The 21,292-nt window shown below is 67.0% G+C and carries 25 protein-coding genes; 18 read left to right on the top strand and 7 right to left on the bottom strand.

Translation table 11 applies throughout. The annotated features are described in order from the left end of the window. The 6 genes from EYW49_RS16600 to EYW49_RS16625 form a co-directional block, all read left to right on the top strand. A partial coding sequence (locus tag EYW49_RS16600) for an ATP-binding protein (RefSeq protein WP_228259569.1) occupies positions 1–142 on the top strand: 142 nt, incomplete at its 5' end. 877 nt (positions 143–1,019) lie between these two features. Beyond that, on the top strand, positions 1,020–1,565 hold the full coding sequence (locus EYW49_RS16605) for a hypothetical protein (protein ID WP_131310748.1): 546 nt from the start codon (positions 1,020–1,022) through the stop codon (positions 1,563–1,565). 2 nt (positions 1,566–1,567) lie between these two features. After that, on the top strand, positions 1,568–2,167 hold the full coding sequence (locus EYW49_RS16610) for a hypothetical protein (RefSeq protein ID WP_131310749.1): 600 nt from the start codon (positions 1,568–1,570) through the stop codon (positions 2,165–2,167). After that, on the top strand, positions 2,167–4,041 hold the full coding sequence (locus EYW49_RS16615; protein WP_131310750.1) for a terminase gpA endonuclease subunit: 1,875 nt from the start codon (positions 2,167–2,169) through the stop codon (positions 4,039–4,041). The genes EYW49_RS16610 and EYW49_RS16615 overlap by 1 nt, the downstream gene beginning before the upstream one ends. Then, positions 4,041–4,622, top strand: coding sequence for a hypothetical protein (locus EYW49_RS16620; RefSeq protein WP_131310751.1), 582 nt, complete (start codon positions 4,041–4,043; stop codon positions 4,620–4,622). The genes EYW49_RS16615 and EYW49_RS16620 overlap by 1 nt, the downstream gene beginning before the upstream one ends. A 20-nt stretch (positions 4,623–4,642) precedes the next feature. After that, positions 4,643–5,239, top strand: a complete 597-nt coding sequence (locus tag EYW49_RS16625) for a hypothetical protein (RefSeq protein WP_131310752.1) — start codon at positions 4,643–4,645, stop codon at positions 5,237–5,239. A 58-nt stretch (positions 5,240–5,297) separates the two neighbouring features. Here EYW49_RS16625 and EYW49_RS16630 read toward each other — a convergent pair whose 3' ends face one another. Then, a complete protein-coding gene (locus tag EYW49_RS16630; protein WP_131310753.1) occupies positions 5,298–5,621 on the bottom strand; it encodes a hypothetical protein in 324 nt (107 codons plus the stop codon). 349 nt (positions 5,622–5,970) lie between these two features. Here EYW49_RS16630 and EYW49_RS16635 point away from each other — a divergent pair, with 349 nt between their 5' ends. The 9 genes from EYW49_RS16635 to EYW49_RS16675 all read left to right on the top strand — a co-directional run bounded on the left by EYW49_RS16635 (position 5,971) and on the right by EYW49_RS16675 (position 13,219). Then, positions 5,971–6,438, top strand: a complete 468-nt coding sequence (locus EYW49_RS16635) for a peptidoglycan-binding domain-containing protein (protein WP_131310754.1) — start codon at positions 5,971–5,973, stop codon at positions 6,436–6,438. Between the two features lie 44 nt (positions 6,439–6,482). Next, on the top strand, positions 6,483–7,157 hold the full coding sequence (locus tag EYW49_RS16640; RefSeq protein WP_165498298.1) for a uracil-DNA glycosylase family protein: 675 nt from the start codon (positions 6,483–6,485) through the stop codon (positions 7,155–7,157). A 405-nt stretch (positions 7,158–7,562) separates the two neighbouring features. After that, complete coding sequence (locus EYW49_RS16645) at positions 7,563–7,787, top strand: AbrB/MazE/SpoVT family DNA-binding domain-containing protein (protein WP_131310756.1); 225 nt, start codon at positions 7,563–7,565, stop codon at positions 7,785–7,787. Further along, positions 7,784–8,191, top strand: coding sequence for a type II toxin-antitoxin system death-on-curing family toxin (locus EYW49_RS16650; protein ID WP_131310757.1), 408 nt, complete (start codon positions 7,784–7,786; stop codon positions 8,189–8,191). The genes EYW49_RS16645 and EYW49_RS16650 overlap by 4 nt, the downstream gene beginning before the upstream one ends. Before the next feature lie 101 nt (positions 8,192–8,292). Beyond that, positions 8,293–9,654 (top strand): ABC1 kinase family protein, encoded by a 1,362-nt coding sequence (locus tag EYW49_RS16655; protein WP_131310758.1) that lies wholly within the window; start codon positions 8,293–8,295, stop codon positions 9,652–9,654. Positions 9,655–9,807: 153 nt separating this feature from the next. Then, a complete protein-coding gene (locus EYW49_RS16660; RefSeq protein WP_131310759.1) occupies positions 9,808–9,942 on the top strand; it encodes an aa3-type cytochrome c oxidase subunit IV in 135 nt (44 codons plus the stop codon). Between the two features lie 246 nt (positions 9,943–10,188). Continuing rightward, a complete protein-coding gene (locus EYW49_RS16665) occupies positions 10,189–11,319 on the top strand; it encodes a Re/Si-specific NAD(P)(+) transhydrogenase subunit alpha (protein WP_131310760.1) in 1,131 nt (376 codons plus the stop codon). A 24-nt stretch (positions 11,320–11,343) separates the two neighbouring features. Further along, entirely contained in the window at positions 11,344–11,808 is a 465-nt protein-coding gene (locus EYW49_RS16670) for a proton-translocating transhydrogenase family protein (protein ID WP_131310761.1), read from the top strand. 10 nt (positions 11,809–11,818) lie between these two features. Continuing rightward, the gene (locus EYW49_RS16675) at positions 11,819–13,219 is read left to right on the top strand and encodes an NAD(P)(+) transhydrogenase (Re/Si-specific) subunit beta (protein ID WP_131310762.1); all 1,401 of its coding nucleotides are present in this window, start codon (positions 11,819–11,821) and stop codon (positions 13,217–13,219) included. A 137-nt stretch (positions 13,220–13,356) separates the two neighbouring features. Here EYW49_RS16675 and EYW49_RS16680 read toward each other — a convergent pair whose 3' ends face one another. The 6 genes from EYW49_RS16680 to EYW49_RS16705 all read right to left on the bottom strand — a co-directional run bounded on the left by EYW49_RS16680 (position 13,357) and on the right by EYW49_RS16705 (position 17,280). Then, complete coding sequence (locus tag EYW49_RS16680; protein ID WP_131310763.1) at positions 13,357–13,626, bottom strand: YMGG-like glycine zipper-containing protein; 270 nt, start codon at positions 13,624–13,626, stop codon at positions 13,357–13,359. A 308-nt stretch (positions 13,627–13,934) separates the two neighbouring features. Beyond that, entirely contained in the window at positions 13,935–14,789 is an 855-nt protein-coding gene (locus tag EYW49_RS16685) for a tetratricopeptide repeat protein (RefSeq protein ID WP_131310764.1), read from the bottom strand. A 142-nt stretch (positions 14,790–14,931) separates the two neighbouring features. Continuing rightward, positions 14,932–15,171: a 30S ribosomal protein S21 gene (gene rpsU / locus EYW49_RS16690; protein ID WP_131310765.1), complete on the bottom strand. Its 240-nt coding sequence runs from the start codon at positions 15,169–15,171 to the stop codon at positions 14,932–14,934. A 215-nt stretch (positions 15,172–15,386) separates the two neighbouring features. Then, positions 15,387–16,481, bottom strand: coding sequence for a 5-(carboxyamino)imidazole ribonucleotide synthase (locus tag EYW49_RS16695; protein ID WP_131310766.1), 1,095 nt, complete (start codon positions 16,479–16,481; stop codon positions 15,387–15,389). Continuing rightward, complete coding sequence (purE, locus tag EYW49_RS16700) at positions 16,474–16,971, bottom strand: 5-(carboxyamino)imidazole ribonucleotide mutase (RefSeq protein ID WP_131310767.1); 498 nt, start codon at positions 16,969–16,971, stop codon at positions 16,474–16,476. The genes EYW49_RS16695 and purE overlap by 8 nt, the downstream gene beginning before the upstream one ends. 102 nt (positions 16,972–17,073) lie before the next feature. Continuing rightward, entirely contained in the window at positions 17,074–17,280 is a 207-nt protein-coding gene (locus EYW49_RS16705; RefSeq protein WP_131310768.1) for a YdcH family protein, read from the bottom strand. A 364-nt stretch (positions 17,281–17,644) separates the two neighbouring features. Between EYW49_RS16705 and EYW49_RS16710 the strand changes: the two genes are divergently transcribed. The 3 genes from EYW49_RS16710 to EYW49_RS16720 all read left to right on the top strand — a co-directional run bounded on the left by EYW49_RS16710 (position 17,645) and on the right by EYW49_RS16720 (position 21,290). Beyond that, positions 17,645–17,824: a YdcH family protein gene (locus EYW49_RS16710; protein ID WP_131310769.1), complete on the top strand. Its 180-nt coding sequence runs from the start codon at positions 17,645–17,647 to the stop codon at positions 17,822–17,824. Positions 17,825–17,986: 162 nt separating this feature from the next. Beyond that, the gene (locus EYW49_RS16715) at positions 17,987–19,114 is read left to right on the top strand and encodes an HD-GYP domain-containing protein (RefSeq protein ID WP_165498299.1); all 1,128 of its coding nucleotides are present in this window, start codon (positions 17,987–17,989) and stop codon (positions 19,112–19,114) included. Positions 19,115–19,286: 172 nt separating this feature from the next. Then, on the top strand, positions 19,287–21,290 hold the full coding sequence (locus EYW49_RS16720; RefSeq protein WP_165498300.1) for a methyl-accepting chemotaxis protein: 2,004 nt from the start codon (positions 19,287–19,289) through the stop codon (positions 21,288–21,290). The last annotated feature ends 2 nt before the right edge of the window (positions 21,291–21,292 follow it).

The following is a 21,292-nucleotide window of genomic DNA, read 5'->3' on the forward strand; positions in this document are numbered from 1 at the left end:
CGACAATACCGTCGCCGACGCCGTGCTCGACCGCCTCGTCCACAACGCCCACCGCATCGAACTGGCCGGCGACAGCATGCGCAAGCAAAGGGCCTCGCCCCTCTTGACCCCCGCCGAAAACGGCGAAACCTATAACCCCTGACGAAAACGAGGCACCCGAGGACCACCCCGTCAAAACTGTCCGGACTTTAGCGGAAACGCTGTCCGGGAATTAGCGGAATGGCTGTCCGGATTCAGCGAAGCGCGCAAGCTGGACCTCTCTGCCATCACGCTCGCCGCATTCGCCAACCGCGATCCGGCGGCAATTCGCGCGGTCGCCGACCTCGTGGCGAAGGACCCCTACATCCGGCAGAAGATCCTCACCGGATACCACCACGACGAATTTTCCGACGCGACGTCCCCGTCTCGCGCCGCGTGACGAACGGTAGCTTGACCAGACCATCTACACGGCCGCACACTTCGATTTGAGGCGGCCACCGCCCCCACCCACACCATCGAACCGGCACCACGGCGCGCAACACGCGCCGACGCCGTCGTTCGCCCATGAGGCGCACCCGACATGCCCATCGTCTCCACGACTGGCACTCCCGACCAGATCCACACCCGCTGGAAATCCCAGCACGGCGTCCGTCTCGTCGATCACTCACTCCCCCCACCACCGGATCGAATGCGGTTCCTACGGTCGCTTCCGAGCTTGCCGGAACTCGTGCCCCCCGACGCCGCCGTTCTGCCATGAGGCCCGCCATGACGATCCCCACCGCAATCGGCAGCGTCGACGCCGCTGCCGCCTCCGCCGAGCCGCGTCCGATCCTGACCAGCGCCGACGGACTGACGGTCGCCAACTTGATCTGTCACCCGCCGATCGACCTCGACCAGATCGCCGCCGCGCGGATGCCCCGACCCGCCGAGCCCCCGCTCTCGCACCGCGTCGATTTGTCGCTTCCCCCGTCGCGCACTCGAATGCGGCACCTCCGATCGATGCAGACGTTCCCGCGCCCGTCGCACCCCGACGCCGTCGAATGATCACGGTCAAGCTCGACGTCTCGGGGCTCACGGCGGGCCTCAAGCGCCTGTCGACGGATCTCAGGTCACAACTGGCGGGGGCGGTAACATCGGCCGCCCGTGCCGGCCGGACGGACTTCTACAGGCAGGCGCAATCCGAGCTGCACCTTCGCGCCAGAGATATCCGCGCATCGCAAAGTATCGATTTCATCCGGGCAAGTCCGGCGACCCTGAAATCGACTTTCACGCCTTCGACCAAATCTTCCAACATGGCCGATACCGGCATCAGTTGGACCCGTCCAGGCGGTCTGACCGCTCTGACGCATGTCGTCACCAAAGGTTCCAAGACCTTCTCTCGCGGCTTTATCATCAAAGGCAAAGCCGTTCATCGAACCGGGTCGGCGCGCAATGCCATCAAGTCGCTGAGAACGACCAAACCTTCGACGTTGATGTCGCAGGAAGACGCTCCCGCGCGAATAGCGTGGGAAACCACGACCACCGAACGGCTCAATCAGGCGCTCCCCGTCGCAGTCGAGAGGGCAATCGCCAAAGCGGGGTTCTGAAGATGAAAGAGGTCTCTTCCGGCTATCTCCAGAAGCAATACCGCTTGAGCCGTAGCGATGTCATGCGGATATCCAAGGATAACCCGTGGGCTCACGCGAGCAACGGCTGCTATGACGAAGATCAGTTCGTCACCGCGATGGGTGAGTACAAATCTCGCGTCCAGAGTACATCGACGGGCGCAATGAAGAACTCGGCGGCCGGGAAACCGTCGGGGGCGAAGCGCGGTCGGCCGGCTGGCGGTGGCATAGCACGCTCGCCGGCCGATAGCGCAAACCTCGGCGCCGACGCGACATTCGCGCCCGGCGCCGAGGGCCATTCCGTCGCCGAGCAAGCCGCCCGGGTCCGTCTGGACCGTGCCCGATCGGAAGCCCGCCGCTCCGAGCTGAAGGCCGACGCAGAGGCTGGTCTTCTCGTCGAGCGCGCGGCCGTCCGGACGATCGTCGTCCGCATCCTTTCTGAAGGGCGTGCCCGGCTCCAGGCGATCCCCGGTCGGCTCGCGCCGACCCTCGTCGGTCTCACTGCCGCCGAGATCGACACGGCGATCCGCGCCGAGATCGTGGCCGCGTTGGCCGACCTGGCGCGCATCGAGGAGGCGATCTGATGACGGTGCACCTCCGAACAGACGATGCGTCCGACCTGGAGCGCGCCTTCCGCGCCGCTCTGGCGCCGCTGACCCCGCCCGACGCGCTCGCCTGGACGACGGCCGCCTTCCGCCTGTCGCCGAAGGACAGCGCCGCGCCGGGCCTCGTGAGTTGGGAGCCGTGGCAGACGGAAGTTCTCCAGGCCTTCGCTGATCCGGCTATTTCGCAAGTCGCTGTGTGCGCCTCCAGCCAAACCGGGAAGACCCTGATCGGCTTGGCCTTGCTGAACTATGCCGCCCGCCACCGACCCGGGCCGGTCCTGTACCTGCACGAGACCGAGGTCTCTGCCCAGTCCTTCGCAAAAGACCGCATCGAACCGTCCCTCGAGGTCAATTCCTCGGACATCACGCTGGGGCGCCGGACCCAGGCCGGCAACACGACGACGCGGAAGGAGTTCACATCCGGGGCGATCGTGAACATCGTCGGCGCCAATAGCCCCGGCTCGCTATCCGGTCGCCCGGCCGCGACGCTCTTGGCGACCGAAGCCCGCGGCTATCCGACCAGTGCCGGCCGTGAAGGTGATCCACTCTCCCTCGCGCTCGCGCGGCTCAAGAGCTTCCCGAACTCGAAGGCATTCATCGAAAGCAGCCCCGGCGTCAAAGGCCGCTGCCGCCTGACGGAAGCCGTCGAGCAAGGCGACGCCCGCCGCTTCCACGTGAAGTGCCCGAGCTGTGGCCATGAGGCGCCGGTCTTGTTCGACGCGGCGCCCGGCTCCCATCATATCGCTTACAGCCTGAAGCAACCCGACACCTCGGGTATAGCTTGCTGCGACTGCGGTTCACTCTGGACGGCACGGGAACGCCTGGACGCCATCCGGCACGGTTACTTCAAGGCGACCCGCGAAGCAATCGATCCGACCGTCGCGAGTTTCTACTATTCGGAACTGGTTTCCCCTCGATCGACCATCGCCGACATCGTCCGCCGTTACGCTGCCGCCCGGCTTCACCCCGAACGGCTGCACTCGTTCACGAACACATGCCTCGGTGAAGTCTACGACCCCGATCAGGCGACCGTCAGCATCGACCCCGAAGACCTGGCGGCCCGAGCCGAGAACTACGATGCAAACTCGCTCCTCCCGGAAGGTGTTCTGGTCGTCACTGCCGGCATCGATACGCAACCCGATCGGCTGGAGGTGCAGATCCTCGGGCACGGCGAGAACAACCGCCGATGGTCCCTGGACTACGCCGTCATCCGAGGAAACCCGAACGGACCCACGCCATGGATGGAACTCGAGAAGCTGCTCTCTACAAAAGAATACCAGCACCCATTCGGCGGGATGGTCCGAATAGCGTCGGCCTGTATCGACAGCGGCGGGGCGAATACGCAAGCCGTATCGGACTTCTGCGCTCAGAACTTGGCACGGGGTCGGAACTGGTTCGCGATCAAAGGGCAGGGCGGTGAAGGCCGCGTGATCGTCAAGAAATCGTCGGTCTACCTGAAGCGCGGCGATCCTTACAAGCTGGTGATCGTCGGCGTCGATACCGCGAAGAGCGAGATCTTCGGCTCGATCAACGGCGACGTCGATCTGGACGAAGCGACCCTGACCTTCCCGAGCAAATACCCGCCGGCATTCTTCGCCGGCATTACCTCAGAGCGGCAACGGATCACGACGGACAAGCTCGGAAGGGTGAAACGCGAGTTCATCCACGTCGACAAGGCGATCCGCAATGAACCGCTTGATACGCTGGTCTACGCCATCGCCGCGTTCCACCTGATCTCGCCGAAGCCGGACTTCAAGTCGATCGCCTTCCGCCTCGTTCATCACGACGATAAACCCGCCGATACGATCGCAGCGAAAGCCGCGCGCATCGCCAAGCTCATGGAAGCCGCCTAATGCCCTACGAGATCGAAGCCTTGTTTCCGGCAATCTTCACCAGCCTCAACCCCAATCAGCGCGACGCCGTCGCTCCGGTCCTCACCGAATGGGCAGAAGGCGTCCAGGCGACCGCCACGGCCACCGCAATGGCCAAGGCCGACGACCTTGCGGTGAGCCTCTTCGGTCGTCGCGTCGACGCGCTGACCTCCTCGACGCTGGCGGCCGAGCGCGCCCGATGGCTGTCGGTCATCACCGAGGCCGCTGGCACCGATCGTCGCCTGGAGTTCGCCGCGCGGCTGTTGGCGACGTCCGACATGTGCGCGCCGGACATCTCCGCGGCCATGGAATTTGTGCCGGCGAACAGCGCCACGACGAACCCGTTCTTCGCGGCGATGACCGTCTGTGCGACCGGCGCGCCCGCCCTGGCGGCCGAGGCCGAGACCGACCCCAACGGCCCGCCGACTGCCGAGAAGAAGGCCGCCTTCCTCGCGACGATGGGCCTCGACCCCGCGAAGAAGACCCTCCCCGGCACCGGCTTCGGTATCCGCGACCTGTCGGCCGGCGTCGCCGCATACGCGTCCTCCGTTGCCCCCCTCTGAAATCTAGGAACACCACGACCATGACCCGCAACGACCTGCACACCCTTGCCGCCACCCTCGACGCCACCTCGCCCAAGGGAGGCTCCGCGATCCTGTCGCGCCTCCTCCGTGGAGATGCCCCGTTCGCCAACCTCCAGGCCGACGTCGCCGAACTCGTCGCCGACTTCGGCGGCAAGCTCAGCCCGACGGCTCGCACCATCGCGGCCATGGTGATGGGCGCCGAGACCGGCGCCGTTCTGATCAAGGCGGCTGTCCCCGCTACCGCCGCGGTGACCGACGACCAGAAGGCGCGGTTCCTGATCGACATGGGCTTCAAGGCCGCGCCCAAGGTGGCAGCCCTCCAGCACAGCCCCGAGGCCGCACGCGCCGCCGAGCGCGACGAATGGCTCGCATCGGTCGGCATGGGCCTCTCTGAGGCGAAGGTCTCCACCCGTGTCCCGGTCCTCAGCCTGCACAGCGACGAGCTGCCCGAGGTGCCACGGCGGGGCGACTGGTACATCAGGGACCGGACGGGCGACGCCTTCGAGGTCGCCGAGGTCGAGCACGATGGGCATACCGGCATCCGCTGCCGGCTGATCCAACTCGGTCGCCAGCACGGCGAGCCGCCGACCGCCTGACACGAAGAAGCCGGCGAGGGGAGGTCCCCTGTCGCCGGCTTCTTTCGTCAGTAGACCATCAGGCGGCTTGGCCGAGAAGCGCGACACGCAGAGCCGCGACAGCGGTGCACCACCGCTCGCTCTCCCCCCGAGACCAATCCCCCCGCATCACGGTCGCCGCCAACGTCTGCCCTCTTTCGCCGGGAATGATCCGTTGGAGGACGGTGACGACACACGCCATCGGGCATACGTCGAACAGCCGTTCGTGGGGCAATGCCTCGATGAGCCCGTCGCACACTGCGTCGACCTCTTCGAAACTGGCGAAGTCGTCTTCTTCGAACAGACACGCGATCAGGCATTCCAATTCGAAGAGTGCCTCGTCGAGTGCTTCGGTCTTATTCATCGTATGGCTCCCCTGTTAATGCAAAAGGTGTAATCCACAAATTGACAGATGTATCCGCGTCATTTTGACACGATAACGATGCTAATACAATGTATAGACATGCTAACTCGGGCCATACATCTGTCAACGCGAAAGCCCAGTGCTAGGCGGGCTCTTATTGTAATTTTCGAGATGATTTCTACAGAGGGCAGGTTCCCCAGATCTCCGCGGACACGATCCCGCCGCGCCTCTTCCCCCACGTCCTTCAACTCTCAGAAGAGCGGCCGTCGCCAACTGGCGTATTTTCGCGTAGGCTCCAAGCCCGACTGCACCGCGGCCCATATTTGTGGGAGTGCTGAAGATGCACGCGATGTACATGCTTTCGACCGACAATAATCCTTGGCTCTATTGGAATATCGACCGGCAAATAGGCCCTGGTTCCCATGGTGATGACGTTCGGTTCGCGCAATATCTCCTGGTGTATTGGTCATACACATTCGAGCTCGGCTATGAACTAACCGAGGTTGATGGATATTGGGGCGGGAAAACCAGCGCGGTAATACATGCCATGGAGCGGAATACCCGCTGGCGGGTGGTTCGGGATGGCTATATCAGCCCCATACCGGAACCCTTCAGCCACAATACCGCTAGCAATAAGTCCTATAAATTCGATATATTGCTTGAGAATTACACGAGGCGAGCAACAGGCTTCGGTATCAACCAGCTTCCGATCGAGCCCATCAATGCCATCATGCGTGGCATCCCGAGCGATGGCTATTGCCCCCCGGCGCTCGCCGGAGCACTGCGGCGGGCTCTGAGCCGGGTGGGGGTTTCCTGACGGCGAGGTGGTTGGCAGTAGCGGCGATGAAGTCGAGGAAGGCCATGAAAGACAAAGCGAACCGTCTCGCTGCTCTCGCGGCAAAGCGGCACGCGAGCCCTTACGATGGCTATTCGAATGTTTGCCAAATCGAGCCGCGGTACGACGGGCCTTATGTCTCTCCGTGGTCAAAATCCGCACATAACGAAGATGCGGACGTGATGATCATTGGACAGGATTGGTCATCAGAAGATCGCTTGAAGCTACCGTTTAATCAAAACATTGCGTATCTTGGCCATGATCCCAATTTTAAGACCAATATATCGTTGTTTCGCCTGCTCGGATGTCATTTTAACATCGATTTTGAGCAAACATACGCGACTAACTTATTTGTTTTTATCAAGACAGGAAAGACGTCAAAGCCAATTCCGACAAAGGACATGCGTAGGTCAGCTAGAGAATTCACTATCCCGATGTTAGAGATCATCAGACCAAAAATCGCGATCTGTCTTGGAAATTACACATTAAACGCTTTACGTTTCGCGGCAGGATATAGATCCGTGAAGTGGTCGTCATATCTTGATAATATTTCAAGTAATCCGATCTGTCAGATCGCAGGTGTTGCCATTGTCGGCGTCTCGCACCCTGGACACTATGGCACTATCAGTGCAAAGGCCTACGGAGGCCTGGACGTCCAGTGGGCTGCCGCCGCGGCCCTCCTCCGGAAATTGCGCGGGTAGAAGACGGTGACGGCCATGGCGCTGGAGTGTCGGCATTTCTTGGAAGGGCGCTACCGGGAGATCTTCCTTCCTTCCGATGACGTCGAGTCGATATTCCGTATTTTGGCGCGCTGTGGTGCTATTCGGGCGAAAGGAGCTAAACGAAGCGGCGACTAAATGAGGGACCATCTGAGGTTTATATCAGAATGTGAATTTAATAAGCTCATATATATCAATGTTTTAGGTCGCAATTCCCTGAGGTCCGGTGGACCTCCGCGAGGGCCGAACGCCCGGAGCGACAGCGGAGGGCCGGGGGAGGCCCGGTCGGCCTTTACCGCTCGATCGCACGAGCGCCGTTGTACGTTCTGTACAACGCCCTCCGCCTGTTGTACGTTTCGTACAACGTCGACCCGTGCGGAGGCCGCCATGAAGCTCGAAGTCAAGAAGATCGGCAATTCGACCGGGTTGATCCTGCCGAAGGAGCTGCTGCGCGACCTCGATCTGGCGCAGGGTGATTGGCTCCACGTCACCCGAGAGCCCGATGGCAAGCTGGTGCTGGCCAAACGCGACGATCACTTCGACAAAGGTATGGAAATCGCTCGCAAGGCGATGAAGACCTACGAGAACGCTCTGCGCGAGCTCGCGAAATGAGCGACGTCGTCTGGCTGACCACGGAACTGGTCATTGCCATTCACGGCGAACAGTTGCAGCGGTTCGGAGGCCCCCCGGGACTGCGCGACCGAGGTCTGCTCGAGTCCGCGCTCGGCCGCCCGATGAACAAACACGCCTACGAAGAGGTCGATCTGGCCGATCTCGCGGCGGCCTATGCGTTCGGCATCGCGCGCAACCACCCGTTCGTCGACGGCAACAAACGGGCGGCGCTGCTGGCCCTCGTCACTTTTCTGGGACTGAACGAAATCACCTTCCTGGTGCCCGAACCGGAAGCGGTCGTGGCCATTCAGAGCCTTGCCGCCGGGACCCTGTCCGAGGAGGGACTGGCGGCGTGGATCCGCGACCGCCTCGCGGACGTGGCCGGTCGCCCGCTGGATCCGTGACCGCTGGCCGGCCGCACCCGACACGATGACGTGAGCGGCGATCCGATTTCCGGTAAAACCCGTAGAGTGATCGGGACGGTGGCAACGGAATCGGGAAACGCATGGCGCAGAACGAAGGCAATAGTCTGGGCGGCCGGATGATCCGTCATGCCCGCATCGGGCTCGACGTGGGCTCGGCGGCGGCGCGGATCGCCGGCGGACGGGTGTTCGGGCAGGGCGACCTCGCCGGCGAAGGCCGGCTGATCGCCGAGGCGCTGGGCGGGCTCAAGGGGCCGCTGATGAAGGTGGCGCAATTCCTGGCGACCATCCCCGACGCGATCCCCGCCGAATGGGCCGAGGAGATGCAGAAGCTGCAGGCCCATGCTCCGGCGATGGGCCGCGCCTTCGTATCGCGCCGGCTGGTCGCGGAACTGGGGCCCAACTGGCGCGAGCGCTTCGCGAGCTTCGAATTGGAGCCGACCCACGCCGCCTCGCTCGGGCAGGTGCATCGGGCGGTCGGTCCCGATGGTCGCGCCCTGGCGGTCAAGCTGCAGTATCCCGACATGGCCTCGGCGGTCGAAGCCGATTTGTCGCAGCTGTCGGTGCTGTTTTCGCTGATGCGGCGGCTGCGGCCGCAGATCGACACCGCCGAGATCGCTCAGGAGATCGGCGAGCGGATCCGCGAAGAGCTCGACTACGAACACGAGCGGCGCAACATGCGGCTCTACCGGGCGATCCATGCCGACGACCCGGAAGTGCGGGTGCCGGACCCGGTCGAGGATCTGTCGACCGGGCGCCTGCTGACCATGACCTGGCTCGAGGGGCGGCCGCTGCTCGCCTACAAATCCGCACCGCAGGAAGAGCGCAACCGCATCGCCGCGGCGATGTTCCGGGCGTGGTGGCATCCGTTCTGTCGCTTCGGGGTGATCCACGGCGATCCCCACCTCGGCAACTATGCGGTCGCCGACGACGACGGTGCGGTCGCCGGCATCAACCTGCTCGACTACGGCTGCATCCGGGTGTTCCCGCCGCGCTTCGTGGAGGGGGTGATCGAGCACTACCGCGGACTGCTCACCAACGATCGCGACCGGGTGGTGGCGGCCTACGAGGCCTGGGGCTTCCGCAACCTGACCCGCGAACTGATCGAGGCGCTCGACATCTGGGCGCGGTTCCTGTTCGGGCCGCTGCTCACCGACCGCACGCGGCGGATCGCCGACGGCGTGTCGCCGATCGAGTTCGGCCGCCGGGAGGCCCAGCGGGTCGCCGAAGCGCTGCGTACGCTCGGGCCGGTGCGGCCGCCGCGCGAGTTCCCGTTCCTCGATCGCGCGGCGATCGGGCTCGGCGGGGTGTTCCTGCATCTCGACGCGGAATTGAATTTCCACCGCCTGTTCGAGACGGCGATCGCCGACTTCGAACGCGAGCGCCTCGCGCAGCGGCAAAGTGCCGCGTTGGACGCCGCCGGGCTTGCGCAGCCGGCGGGTTGAGCGTTCCCATCGCCGCGTTTCGGTGTCGTGGCATGTCGCACGCAGTTCGCATGGGCGCATGAGTTTTTCGGCGTTGCGTCATGACCCGAGTGCCGTCTTAATACGGTTCGCATGACCCTCGGTGAGAGGAGGGTCTGCAACCGGGGGGACTCCATGACGGGCGTCGATACCAACGATTTCGCCGAACACCGGCGCACCTACGAGATGTTCATCGGACTGGTCAAGCGCGGCACCACGGCGCTCGTGGTGTTGCTCGCGCTGATGGCGCTGTTCCTGGTCCGGCACTGACGCCCGGGCCGCCCCCGATCCGGGGAGGTTCGGATCGGGGGCGGCGAAGGGGCGGGCGTGAACGATCGACGACCGCGCCCCTCGGGAGCGGGATCGACGGGGGGAGATCGAGCGGGGGCGCCGACGGCGGCTTCCGGGCGGGGCTCGTCCCAACGGGGAAGGGCGTCCGGGCGCCTCGTGGCCGGACGCAAAGAAGACATGGGCCGGCACGCGGAGCGGCGTGCACGGACATCGAGGGAGAAGTCCATGAAGATCGCGGTTCCCGTCGAAAGCCTGGGGCAAGAACGGCGGGTTGCGGCCACGCCGGAGACGGTGAAGAAGTTCAAGGCCCTCGGTTTCGAGGTGGCGGTGGAGACGGGAGCCGGGGTGGCGTCGAGCCACGTCGACGCCGACTACGTCACGGCCGGGGCGACGATCGCGGCGGATGCGGCGGCAACCTACGCCGGCGCCGACGTGGTGCTCAAGGTGCGGCGGCCGAGTGCGGCCGAATGCGCCCTGATTCCCAAGGGGGCGCTGGTCATCGGCATCCTCGACCCGCACGGCCATGCGGACGAGATCAAGGCGATCGCCGACGCCGGCCTGACCTCCTTCGCCATGGAGTTCATGCCGCGCATCACCCGCGCCCAGGTCATGGACGTCCTGTCGAGCCAGGCCAACCTCGCCGGCTATCAGGCGGTGATCGAAGGGGCGGCGGCGTTCCACCGCGCCTTCCCGATGATGATGACGGCGGCCGGCACGGTTCCGGCGGCCCGGGTGTTCGTGATGGGTGCCGGCGTCGCCGGTCTCCAGGCGATCGCCACGGCGCGGCGCCTCGGGGCGGTGGTCACCGCCACCGACGTGCGGCCGGCCTCCAAGGAACAGGTCGAGAGCCTCGGCGCCAAGTTCGTGGCGGTCGAGGACGACGAGTTCAAGCAGGCCGAGACGGCCGCCGGCTACGCCAAGCCGATGTCGCCGGAATATCAGGCCAAGCAGGCGGCGCTGGTCGCCGAGCATCTCAAGAAGCAGGACATCGTCATCACCACGGCGCTGATCCCCGGACGTGATGCGCCCAAGCTGATCTCGGCCGACATGGTCGCCTCGATGAAGCCGGGCTCGGTGCTGGTCGATCTGGCGGTCGAGCGCGGCGGCAACGTGGTCGGCTCGGTCGCCGACACCATCGCCGAAGTCGCGGGTGTGCGGATCGTCGGCTACACCAATCTCGCCGGGCGGATTCCCGCCTCGGCCTCGTCGCTCTACGCCAAGAATCTCTATGCCTTCCTGGAGACCCTGGTCGACAAGGCGACGAAGACGCTCGCCCCGAAGTGGGACGATCAACTGGTCACGGCAACGCTGGTCACCAAGGACGGCGCCGTGGTCCATCCGGCTCTGGCTTCCTGATCCACCGCCGTAGGGGGAAACAACATGTCCAACATCACTCCGGATCAGGCGCTGGAGAAAGCGACCGCCGCGGCCAAGGCCGCCGGCATCGCCGCCCAGGACGCCGCAGCGGCCGCCCAGGCGGCGCAGTCCTATGTCGACCAACTCGCCACCGCGGCGGGTGCCGCCGCCCATTCGATCTCGGGCGGGGTGATCGATCCCTTCGTGTTCCGCCTGTCGATCTTCGTGCTGGCGATCTTCGTCGGCTACTACGTGGTGTGGTCGGTGACGCCGGCGCTCCACACGCCGCTGATGTCGGTGACCAACGCGATCTCGAGCGTGATCGTGGTCGGCGCGCTGCTGGCGGTGTCGGTGCCGATGATCGAAAACGGCACGACCTTCGCGAAGGTGTTCGGCTTCCTGGCCCTGGTCATGGCGAGCGTCAACATCTTCGGCGGCTTCCTGGTGACCAACCGGATGCTCGCCATGTACAAGAAGAAAGAACGGTGAGGTCGGTCCGATGAACGCAAGTCTCACCGCTACGCTCTATCTCGTCTCGGGCGTCCTGTTCGTCCTGAGCCTCCGCGGCCTGTCCTCGCCGGCCACCTCGCGCCAGGGCAACCTCTTCGGCATGATCGGCATGGCGATCGCCGTGGTGGTCACCCTGCTCGCCGCCAAGCCGTCGTTCGGATCGGCGGTGCTGATCCTCGCCGGCCTCGGCATCGGTGGCGGCATCGGTGCCTTCATCGCCAAGAAGATCGCGATGACCGCGATGCCGCAGCTGGTCGCCGCCTTCCACAGCCTCGTCGGCCTCGCCGCGGTGTTCGTGGCGGCCGGCGCCCTCTACGCGCCGCAGGCCTTCGGCATCGGCGACGTCGGCCACGTCCACGCCCAGGCGCTGATCGAGATGTCGATCGGCGTGGCGATCGGCGCGATCACCTTCACCGGCTCGATCATCGCCTTCGCCAAGCTCAACGGCAACATGTCGGGCAAGCCGATCCTGCTGCCGATGCGCCATGCGGTGAACATCGGCCTGGCCACGGCGCTGGTGCTCCTGGTCATCGCCCTGGTGTTCACCGAGAGCCATTTCGTCTTCTGGCTGATCGTGATCGTCTCGCTGGTGCTCGGCGGTCTGATCATCGTGCCGATCGGCGGCGCCGACATGCCCGTCGTGATCTCGATGCTCAACTCCTATTCTGGGTGGGCGGCGGCCGGCATCGGCTTCACGCTCGGCAACACCGCGCTGATCATCACCGGCGCGCTGGTCGGCTCGTCCGGCGCGATCCTGAGCTACATCATGTGCAAGGGCATGAACCGGTCGTTCATCTCGGTGATCCTCGGCGGCTTCGGCGGCGAGACCACCGCGGCGGGGCCGGCGGGGAGCAAGGAAGGCCGGTCGGTCAAGTCCGGTTCGGCCGAGGACGCGGCCTTCATCATGAAGAACGCCTCCAAGGTGATCATCGTGCCGGGCTACGGCATGGCGGTGGCCCAGGCCCAGCATGCGCTGCGCGAGATGGCCGATACGCTGAAGAAGGAAGGCGTCGAGATCAAATACGCCATTCATCCGGTCGCGGGCCGCATGCCGGGGCACATGAACGTGCTCCTGGCGGAAGCCAACGTGCCCTATGACGAGGTGTTCGAACTCGACGACATCAACAACGACTTCGGTCAGGCCGACGTCGCCTATGTCATCGGCGCCAACGACGTGACCAACCCGGCGGCCAAGACCGATCCGCAGTCGCCGATCTACGGCATGCCGATCCTCGACGTCGAGAAGGCCAAGACGGTGTTGTTCATCAAGCGCTCGATGGCGTCGGGCTATGCCGGCGTCGACAACGAGCTGTTCTTCCGCGACAACACCATGATGCTGTTCGGCGACGCCAAGAAGGTCACCGAGGAGATCGTCAAGGCGCTCGCCTGACGACCCTCGACCCCCGGCGACGGCCGGTCGGACGAACGAAGGCCCCGCGGTGCGAACCGCGGGGCCTTTTTCGTGAGCGGGTCGTCAGGGTGCGCGATCGGCCGGGCGGGGCGGATGCCCCCGACCCGGCCGGTCGATCACGGGCAGGCGACGTAGACGCGACGGCCGTATTCGTCGCGGGCGATGCAGTTCTTGGGCGTGGTGGCGGCGCCGACCACGGCCCCACCGACACCGCCGACCGCGGCACCGACCGCCGCACCGCCCCAGCCGTTGCCGGTGGCGGCGCCGATCAGCGCGCCGGTGCCGGCACCGATGGCGGCGCCACCCAGGGCGCGATCGGACTGGCTGTCGGAATTACAGCCGGCGAGCAACAACACGGCGGCGAGGGGAGCAATGAACTTCAACATGGGAACCTCTCGAAGGTTTTCGTGACGACGGCGAATCGGGACGGCGGCAGGCGCCTCTCGGTTCTTCTCGGGGGGCGACGCGCTGCCCCCGTTCGATCGACCCGATATGGCGAAGATGCGAAGCAAAGATGGCGGAGACAAGATCGGGGAGACCGTCGGACCCGAGACTCCACCGGAATTGGACGAAGGGTGGAGACAGTGCCGAGATCGGCGGATCGCGATCGCCGGCGGAGGTCCCGAGAACGGCCACGGCGGTTCGCCGACGACCGGCGCTCAGGGTCGCGGCACGGCGGTCCACAAGGGCGGCGTCAGGAGCGGGGGGTGGCGGTCAGGCGGCGGACACAGTCGCGGCCGAGCTGCGAGCTGGCGTCGCCGGACAGGCCGCGCTGGCAGGAGGCGAGGGCGTCCTTGCGGTCGCCGAGCTGTTCCTCGACGATGCCGCGGTTGATCCAGGCCTCGGCATAATTGATGTCGTTGTTCAGCGCGCCGTTGAAGTCGTCGAGGGCGCCGCGCAGATCGCCGGCCGAGGCTTTGAGCAGGCCGCGGGCGTTGAACGGTTCGGCGGCCGAGGCGTCGCGTTCGATCGCCGCCGAATAGTCGGCCATGGCGCCGACCTTGTCGCCCTGGCCCTGACGGACCAGACCGCGGTCGTGATGGGCGGCGGCGTTGGTCGGATCGAGGCGGATCGCTTCGGAGAAGTCGGCGGTGGCGCGGTCGAGCTGGCCGAGCTGACGGAACACGTTGCCGCGGCCGACATAGGCGCTGGCGTAGGTCGGGGCGATCTCGATGGCGCGGGTGTAGGCGGCGATCGACAGGTCGAGCCGGCCGGCCTGGCGCAGCACCAGACCCTTGTTGGCCCAGGCCTGATGGAAGTTGGGATCGAGCTTCAGCGCCGCTTCGAAGTCGGCCAGCGCCGAACGCTGGTCGCCGCCGCGGGCAAAGGCGGTGCCGCGGATGTTGTAGGCGGAGGCGTCGCGGGGATTGGCGCGGATCACCTCGCTGAGCGAGGAGATGTTGGCCTGCGACCCGGCCCCTGAATCGATCGAGGGACCCGGCATCGGGCCGGTCGCGGTCTCCATGCAGCCGCCCAGCGCCAGACCGATACCCAGGGCGAGAACCCATCCGGCGGCGGTGCGGCGGAGCCTCGGGGCGGTCGGGGTCATCGGGCGGGCTCCAGGTTCGCGGAGGGTCTCCGCAGGGGGCGGTCGATCGGCCGAGGGCCGGTCAACGCGAAGAACCGTCACGCATCGGACTGCGTCACGGTTCCATCGTCGCACGATTCGCGGCCCGAGGGCGCGATCGAAATCAGCGCTTGGCGCCGGCCACGGCAGGACGGCCCGGCAGGATGCCCTCGCGCTGAGCGCGCTTGCGGGCGAGCTTACGAGCGCGGCGAACGGCCTCGGCCTTTTCACGCGCCCGCTTCTCGGAGGGCTTCTCGTAATGACCGCGGAGCTTCATCTCGCGGAAGATGCCCTCGCGCTGCATCTTCTTCTTGAGCGCCTTGAGAGCCTGATCGACATTGTTGTCGCGAACGAGAACCTGCACGCGTGCGATCCCATCTTGAGTGTATCGGTTTTTCGGAAGGCCCTGTCCCCGTCGGACGACGTTCCCACGGCTGAGCCGTTCGAGCGTCGGATCCTGCGGGATGACACGACCGAGCGGTGTCGGAACACCACTCATGAAGTCGCGGTTGGGTAGCAGAATCGAGAGGGGATGTCCACACTCGCCGGGCCCGGTGGGCCGAAAAAGGCGCCGCGACGTCAGTCGCGACGCGGCGCGAGGCGGTTGACGTGGCCCATCTTGCGGCCCGGGCGGCTCTCGGTCTTGCCGTAGAGATGGAGCGAAGCGGCGGTTTCGGCGAGGATCGCGGCGGGGTCGTCGGCCTCCGCGCCGATCAGATTCTCCATCACCACGTCGGAATGGCGCAGCGGGGGGGCGAGCGGCAGACCGGCGACGGCGCGTATGTGCATCTCGAACTGCGAGATCAGGCAGGCGCTCTCGGTCCAGTGGCCGGAATTGTGGACACGCGGGGCGATCTCGTTGGCGATCAGCGTCTCGCCGTCGGGGCCGTCGACCACGAACAGTTCGACCGCCAGGACGCCGACGTGATCCAGCGCCTCGGCGACCGTCGCACCGATGCGGGCGGCGGCCTCCGCGGTGGTGGGCGCGATGCGGGCCGGCACGCGGGAATATTTCAGGATGTGGTCGCGGTGCTCGTTCTCCGGAGGATCCCAGGCGACGATGCGGCCGTCGCGGCCGCGGGCGACGAGGATCGAGATCTCGCGGGCGAAGGGCACCCAGCCCTCGAGGATCGCCGGGCTGCCGCCCATCGCGGCGAGCGCCGGGGCGACGTCGGCGGCGGTCGCGATCTTGGCCTGGCCCTTGCCGTCGTAGCCGAAGCGGCGGGTCTTGAGGACCGTGGGAAAGCCGAGGAGGGCGACGCCCACATCGAGGTCGGCGCGGTCGTCGACGGCCCGGAACGGCGCGGTGGGGATGCCGAGGCCCGCCAGGAAGGTCTTCTCGGCGAGCCGGTCCTGGGCGACCTCAAGCGACCGCGGGCCGGGGCGGACCGGCCGGCGGGCGGCGAGGAGAGCGGCGGTTTCGGCGGGGACGTTCTCGAATTCGTAGGTGACCACGTCGACGGCGTCGGCGAAGGCCGCGAGTGCCACCGCGTCGTCGTAGGCCGCGACGGTGTGGCGGCCGGCGACGGCGAAGGCCGGGCTCGCCGGATCGGGGCAGAAGACATGGGCGTCGAGGCCGAGGCGGGCGCCGGCCAGCGCCAGCATGCGGCCGAGTTGGCCGCCGCCGAGGATGCCGACGGTGCGGACGGGACGGTCGGCGCGGGCGTCAGCCATGATCGACCGGCCGCGGCGCGACCGCCTCGGTCTGGGTGCGGCGCCAGGCGTCGAGCCGCAGGGCGAGCGCTTCGTCGGCGAGGGCGAGGACGGCGGCGGCGAGCAGGGCGGCGTTGATCGCCCCGGCCTTGCCGATGGCCAGCGTCCCGACCGGGATGCCGGCCGGCATCTGGACGATCGACAACAGGCTGTCGCGGCCCTTCAGCGCCTTGCTCTCGACCGGCACGCCGAACACCGGCAGCGGCGTCAGGGCGGCGGTCATGCCGGGCAGGTGGGCGGCTCCCCCGGCCCCGGCGATGATCACCTTGAAGCCTTCGGCCTTGGCGCCGCGCGCGAAGTCGTAGAGCCGTTCGGGGGTGCGATGGGCCGAGACGATCCGATCCTCGTGGGCGATGCCGAGGGCGTCGAGGGTGGCGGCGGCGTGGCGCATGGTTTCCCAGTCGGACTGACTGCCCATGATGACGGCGACCGGCGGGGAAGCGGAGACCATCGGATCCTCCGGTGGTTCGACGAGGGGGCGACGCGCGACCCGCGCCGTATAGGGGAAGGTGCGCCGGGCCGCAAGCCGCGGCGTCCGGCGCCGAACGAAGGGTCAGGCGATGATGTCGGGAACCAGCTTGTCCTCGAGATGGGTGATGCGGTCCCGGATCGCCAACTTCTTCTTCTTGAGGCGCTGCAGCGTCAGGTGATCACCGCGGCCCGTCTCGATCAGGGCGTCGATCGCGAAATCGAGGTCGCGATGCTCCTGCCGCAGGCGAACCAGATCGGCTCGGATGTCTTGATCTTCGTCGTCCATCATGGGGGCAACCGAGTTGGGGCGCGATCGGCACCTTCCGTGGACGCAGTCCCGGGGGGCTTCCCCCGCGGGCCCGCGCGTCGAGGCGCCGTCGCTCTTGCCTGCCGCTCCGCCGGAGTGGCGGCGCGTGGCACGACGATAGACCATCGTCGCGGCAATTGGGACTCGTCTCCTCGACCAAGCCGAGCCGACGTTTCGCTTCGCCGACGAAGCGGTGGCGCGGCGTTTACCGGGCGTTGACCGTGTCGCGGTGATCCCACCGAAAGACGGATCCGGAGGACGCACGAGCCCTCAGAATGACCATTGCGCGGTCACCGTTTTATGACATGCTCACCTGTGTGATGTCCCATCAAGGAGGTCAGGAGCAATGTCCATCGAATCGCATCTTGCGGAACTCGAACGCCGGCACGCTGCTCTGGAAAACAAGATCAAGGAGGCCGTGGCTCATCCCAGCAGCGATTCTCTCGAAATCGCGGAGATGAAACGTCGCAAGCTGCAATTGAAGGACGAGATCAATCGGTTGCGTGGCGACGCCACGCTGCACTGACGCGGGACTGCTCCCGACGCGAATTTTCCGACGCCGCGGACCGCTCCGCGGCGTCAACGATTCTTAAGACTTATTCGGCAATTGATTTAATCGTCGTTTCACGCGGGCCTGCCATTCTGTCGCTCTCGCCGCCGTCCGATGTCCGGACCCTGGGGAACCGACATGCCGACGACCAAGACACGGGTTCTCCTCGTCCATGAGCCGGACACCGTTCCAGTCGATCTGGCGCGCGCGTTGGGACGCGATTTCGCGGTGACCACGCGGGCCTGGACCAGCGCCACCACCGCCGATCTCGCCGCGGGCATGGCGGTGATCGTCGACGTCGATCTCGACGGTGCGGATCGGGTGGCGCGGCTGAAGGGCCTGCTCGCCGCCAAGCCGGACGGGCCGCGGCTGTTCGCGGTCGACCGCAATCGCCGCCGGGCGCGGATCCAGGCGGGCGTCCTGGGCGCCACGGCCTGTGTGATGCGGCCGCCGTCGATCGACGAACTGCGCGGCCATCTCGCGGCGGTGTGGCGGCGGGCCTCGATCACCGAAGATCTCGGTCGCGGCGAGAGCCCCGCGGAGGGCCCGGGCGCGCGGTCGATCCTGGCCGCCGACACGGCGCTCGGCGATCTGTTCGAAGCCTGCCTGGGGCGCGGCACGGTCGATCAGGACCAGGTGCGGGCGGCGAGTTCGCAGGTCACCGGGGCGATCCAGGAGATCGGCCTCGAGCCGTGGCTGGAGGCGGTGCGCAGCCATCACGGCGGCACCTATCAGCATTGCCTGCTGGTCACCGGTATCGCCGTCGGGTTCGGCACGGCGCTGGGGCTCGGTCGACTCGACCTCGAACGGCTGGCGATGGCCGGTCTGACCCACGACGTCGGCAAGGCGAAGATCCCGGTCGCCCTGCTCGACAAGCCGGGGCGGCTGGCCGAGCGCGAATTCGGTCTGGTCAAGAAGCACCCCGAATACGGCTGGGACTTCCTGCGGCGCTCCGACCCGACGATGGATCCGGCGATCCTCGACGCGGTGCTGCATCACCACGAATATCTCGACGGCAGCGGCTATCCGCACGGTCTGACCGGGCGCGAGATCCCCGACCTCACCCGGATCATGACGATCTGCGACATCTACGGGGCGCTCGCCGAACGGCGGGCCTACAAGGCGCCGATGCAGGCGCCGGAGATTCTGAAGATCCTGCAATCGATGGCCGAGGCCGGCAAGCTCGAGCGCGCCCTGGTCGATGCCTTCGCGACCCTGTCGGCGGGCGAGGCGGTGGCCCGGCGTCCCTTGCGCCGTCGTGCCTGACCGAGGGCGACGACGACTCGGCGCCCGATGACGGCGCCTGCGACCGCTCGCCGCATTTGGCGCCGCGCTGAAATTCTGGGCGTTACGCAACGGAATTTCACAACATTTCGTTAAGCGATGGATGCGACCTTGGTCGCGTCGGCGAGACGCCGTCGCGGGATACGAGGGTCTCATGTCGATCATCCGATTCGTTGGGCGCAGCCTCGCCAAGCTGTCGATCCGCGCGCGCCTGTGGGCGCTGGCGGGGGTCGCGGTGATCGGGCCGATCGTCGTCGGCGCCGTGGTGTGGTCGGACAGCCGCGATCTCGAGACGGCGATCGTGCGGCGCGACGCCTATTCGACGCTGGCGACCGCGGTGCGCGACTTCCGCTCCGACACGGCGCGCCTGCGCACCAGCGTCTTCGCGCTGGCCGCCGACCACAACAAACTCACCGCCGATCGGCTCCGCCCGGAGACCGAGACGGCGGCGGCCGATCTGAAGCGGTTGCGTGCGCTGCCGCTGACCGAAGTGGTGGGAAGCCAGATCGCCGAGCTCGAACGCCTGCTCGGCACCGCCCGCGCCGCGATCGACCCCCTCGAACAGTCTTTTGCGACGGTCGGCTACACCGCCGGCGACGGACTGACCGGACGGTTGGCGTCGAGCGCCGCGGCGATCGAATCGCCGATCAAGGCGGCGACCCTGGCGTCGGGCGGCGAAGACGTCTATCGCCTCGCCCATGCCTTCGCGACGCTCCGGGCCAACCAATGGCAATATGGCGCGACCCGCGACCAGGAGATGATCGGCGGCGTCGAATCGGCGATCGGCCGGGTCGAGCGGGCGATCGGGCGGGCCGGCTTTCCCGAAGACGTCACCGCGAAGTTGCGCAGTACCTTCGCCGACCACGTCGCGGCGCTGCAGGCCTGGATGGCCGAGAGCGCCGAAGCGGTGGTGCGTCGGGACCGGCTGGTGGCGGCGCTCGATCTGATGGACCCGGTGGTCGAGAGCGTCGACAAGGTCGCGGGCGAGGGTCTCGCCCAGGCCGACGACGCGCTCGCCCGCTCGCGCACGGCGCTCGCCGCGGCGCTGGCGGTGATCATCCTGGCGACGCTGGTCGCGGCGTTGACGCTGGCGGTGCTGACCGCGCGGTCGATCCTGGCGCCGCTCGGCCGGCTGAAGACGGCGATGGACAAGGTCGCCGGCGGCGACAATGCGACGGCGATCGCCGATCTCGACCGCGCCGACGAGATCGGCGGCATGGCTCGCGCCCTGGTGGTGTTCCGCGACCGCGGCGCCGAGCGCGAACGCCTGTCGGGGGCGCTGGTCGAAGAGGCGGAAGTGCGCTCGCGGCGCGCCGAATCGATCGACGGCGCGGCCAAGCGGTTCGAGGGCGCGGCGGCGGCGACGCTGGCGCGGATCCGCAGTGCCGCCGACGACCTGTCGTCGTCGGCGGCCGGGCTCGATCGTTCGGCGGGCGACGCCGGGGAGCGGGCCGGCGCGGCGCGCGGCGCGGTGGAGAGCGCCGGACGCGACATCGCTTCGGCGGGCGGGGCGACCGAGGAACTGGCGGCGTCGATCGGGGCGATCACCGAGCGGACGCGCGCGACCACCGAGGTGGCGCGCACCGCGGTGACCAAGACCCGGCAGACGGTCGCGACGCTCGGCGAATTCGCGGCGCTCGCCGATCGCATCGGCACGGTGGTCGGGTTGATCCGGGCGATCGCCGGTCAGACCAATCTGCTCGCCCTCAATGCGACCATCGAAGCGGCGCGGGCCGGCGACAGCGGTCGCGGCTTCGCGGTGGTCGCCGCCGAGGTCAAGGCGCTGGCATCGCAGACCGCGCAGGCGACCGAGGAGATCGCCACCCAGGTCGGCGCCATCCAGTCGGTGTCGGCGGACGCGGTGATGGCGGTCGGCGAGGTCGACGCGATCATCACCCAGATGGCGGGTCTCGCCGACGCGGTGGCGGCGGCGACCGCCGAGCAGAATCAGGCGGTGTCGCAGATCGCCTCGAACATGCACCGCGCGACGGTCGAGGCGCAGACCGGCGTGACGGCGATCGACGCGGCGGCCGGGGCGGCCCAGGGCGCCGGTGGGCTCGCCGGCGACGTCGGCCGGCTGGCGGTCGATCTCGGCGAGCGCGCCGAGGATCTGGCGGGTGAGGTCGAGCGCTTCCTCGCCTCGATCGCCGCGGCCTGAGG

The sequence above is a fragment of the Siculibacillus lacustris genome (assembly GCF_004328075.1).
Taxonomy (GTDB): Bacteria; Pseudomonadota; Alphaproteobacteria; order Rhizobiales; family Ancalomicrobiaceae; genus Siculibacillus; species Siculibacillus lacustris.

What these genes read in the sequence shown, in the direction of transcription:
- EYW49_RS16685 (WP_131310764.1), bottom strand. Translation starts at nt 14,789, where the DNA reads ATGACCCCGACCGCCCCGAGGCTCCGCCGCACCGCCGCCGGATGGGTT.
- EYW49_RS16650 (WP_131310757.1), top strand. Translation starts at nt 7,784, where the DNA reads ATGAGCGACGTCGTCTGGCTGACCACGGAACTGGTCATTGCCATTCAC.
- EYW49_RS16680 (WP_131310763.1), bottom strand. Translation starts at nt 13,626, where the DNA reads ATGTTGAAGTTCATTGCTCCCCTCGCCGCCGTGTTGTTGCTCGCCGGC.
- EYW49_RS16620 (WP_131310751.1), top strand. Translation starts at nt 4,041, where the DNA reads ATGCCCTACGAGATCGAAGCCTTGTTTCCGGCAATCTTCACCAGCCTC.
- EYW49_RS16705 (WP_131310768.1), bottom strand. Translation starts at nt 17,280, where the DNA reads ATGATGGACGACGAAGATCAAGACATCCGAGCCGATCTGGTTCGCCTG.
- EYW49_RS16625 (WP_131310752.1), top strand. Translation starts at nt 4,643, where the DNA reads ATGACCCGCAACGACCTGCACACCCTTGCCGCCACCCTCGACGCCACC.
- EYW49_RS16630 (WP_131310753.1), bottom strand. Translation starts at nt 5,621, where the DNA reads ATGAATAAGACCGAAGCACTCGACGAGGCACTCTTCGAATTGGAATGC.
- EYW49_RS16635 (WP_131310754.1), top strand. Translation starts at nt 5,971, where the DNA reads ATGTACATGCTTTCGACCGACAATAATCCTTGGCTCTATTGGAATATC.
- EYW49_RS16640 (WP_165498298.1), top strand. Translation starts at nt 6,483, where the DNA reads ATGAAAGACAAAGCGAACCGTCTCGCTGCTCTCGCGGCAAAGCGGCAC.
- EYW49_RS16675 (WP_131310762.1), top strand. Translation starts at nt 11,819, where the DNA reads ATGAACGCAAGTCTCACCGCTACGCTCTATCTCGTCTCGGGCGTCCTG.
- EYW49_RS16720 (WP_165498300.1), top strand. Translation starts at nt 19,287, where the DNA reads ATGTCGATCATCCGATTCGTTGGGCGCAGCCTCGCCAAGCTGTCGATC.
- purE (WP_131310767.1), bottom strand. Translation starts at nt 16,971, where the DNA reads ATGGTCTCCGCTTCCCCGCCGGTCGCCGTCATCATGGGCAGTCAGTCC.
- EYW49_RS16670 (WP_131310761.1), top strand. Translation starts at nt 11,344, where the DNA reads ATGTCCAACATCACTCCGGATCAGGCGCTGGAGAAAGCGACCGCCGCG.
- EYW49_RS16645 (WP_131310756.1), top strand. Translation starts at nt 7,563, where the DNA reads ATGAAGCTCGAAGTCAAGAAGATCGGCAATTCGACCGGGTTGATCCTG.
- EYW49_RS16660 (WP_131310759.1), top strand. Translation starts at nt 9,808, where the DNA reads ATGACGGGCGTCGATACCAACGATTTCGCCGAACACCGGCGCACCTAC.
- EYW49_RS16655 (WP_131310758.1), top strand. Translation starts at nt 8,293, where the DNA reads ATGGCGCAGAACGAAGGCAATAGTCTGGGCGGCCGGATGATCCGTCAT.
- EYW49_RS16605 (WP_131310748.1), top strand. Translation starts at nt 1,020, where the DNA reads ATGATCACGGTCAAGCTCGACGTCTCGGGGCTCACGGCGGGCCTCAAG.
- EYW49_RS16665 (WP_131310760.1), top strand. Translation starts at nt 10,189, where the DNA reads ATGAAGATCGCGGTTCCCGTCGAAAGCCTGGGGCAAGAACGGCGGGTT.
- EYW49_RS16615 (WP_131310750.1), top strand. Translation starts at nt 2,167, where the DNA reads ATGACGGTGCACCTCCGAACAGACGATGCGTCCGACCTGGAGCGCGCC.
- EYW49_RS16715 (WP_165498299.1), top strand. Translation starts at nt 17,987, where the DNA reads ATGCCGACGACCAAGACACGGGTTCTCCTCGTCCATGAGCCGGACACC.
- EYW49_RS16610 (WP_131310749.1), top strand. Translation starts at nt 1,568, where the DNA reads ATGAAAGAGGTCTCTTCCGGCTATCTCCAGAAGCAATACCGCTTGAGC.
- EYW49_RS16695 (WP_131310766.1), bottom strand. Translation starts at nt 16,481, where the DNA reads ATGGCTGACGCCCGCGCCGACCGTCCCGTCCGCACCGTCGGCATCCTC.
- EYW49_RS16710 (WP_131310769.1), top strand. Translation starts at nt 17,645, where the DNA reads ATGTCCATCGAATCGCATCTTGCGGAACTCGAACGCCGGCACGCTGCT.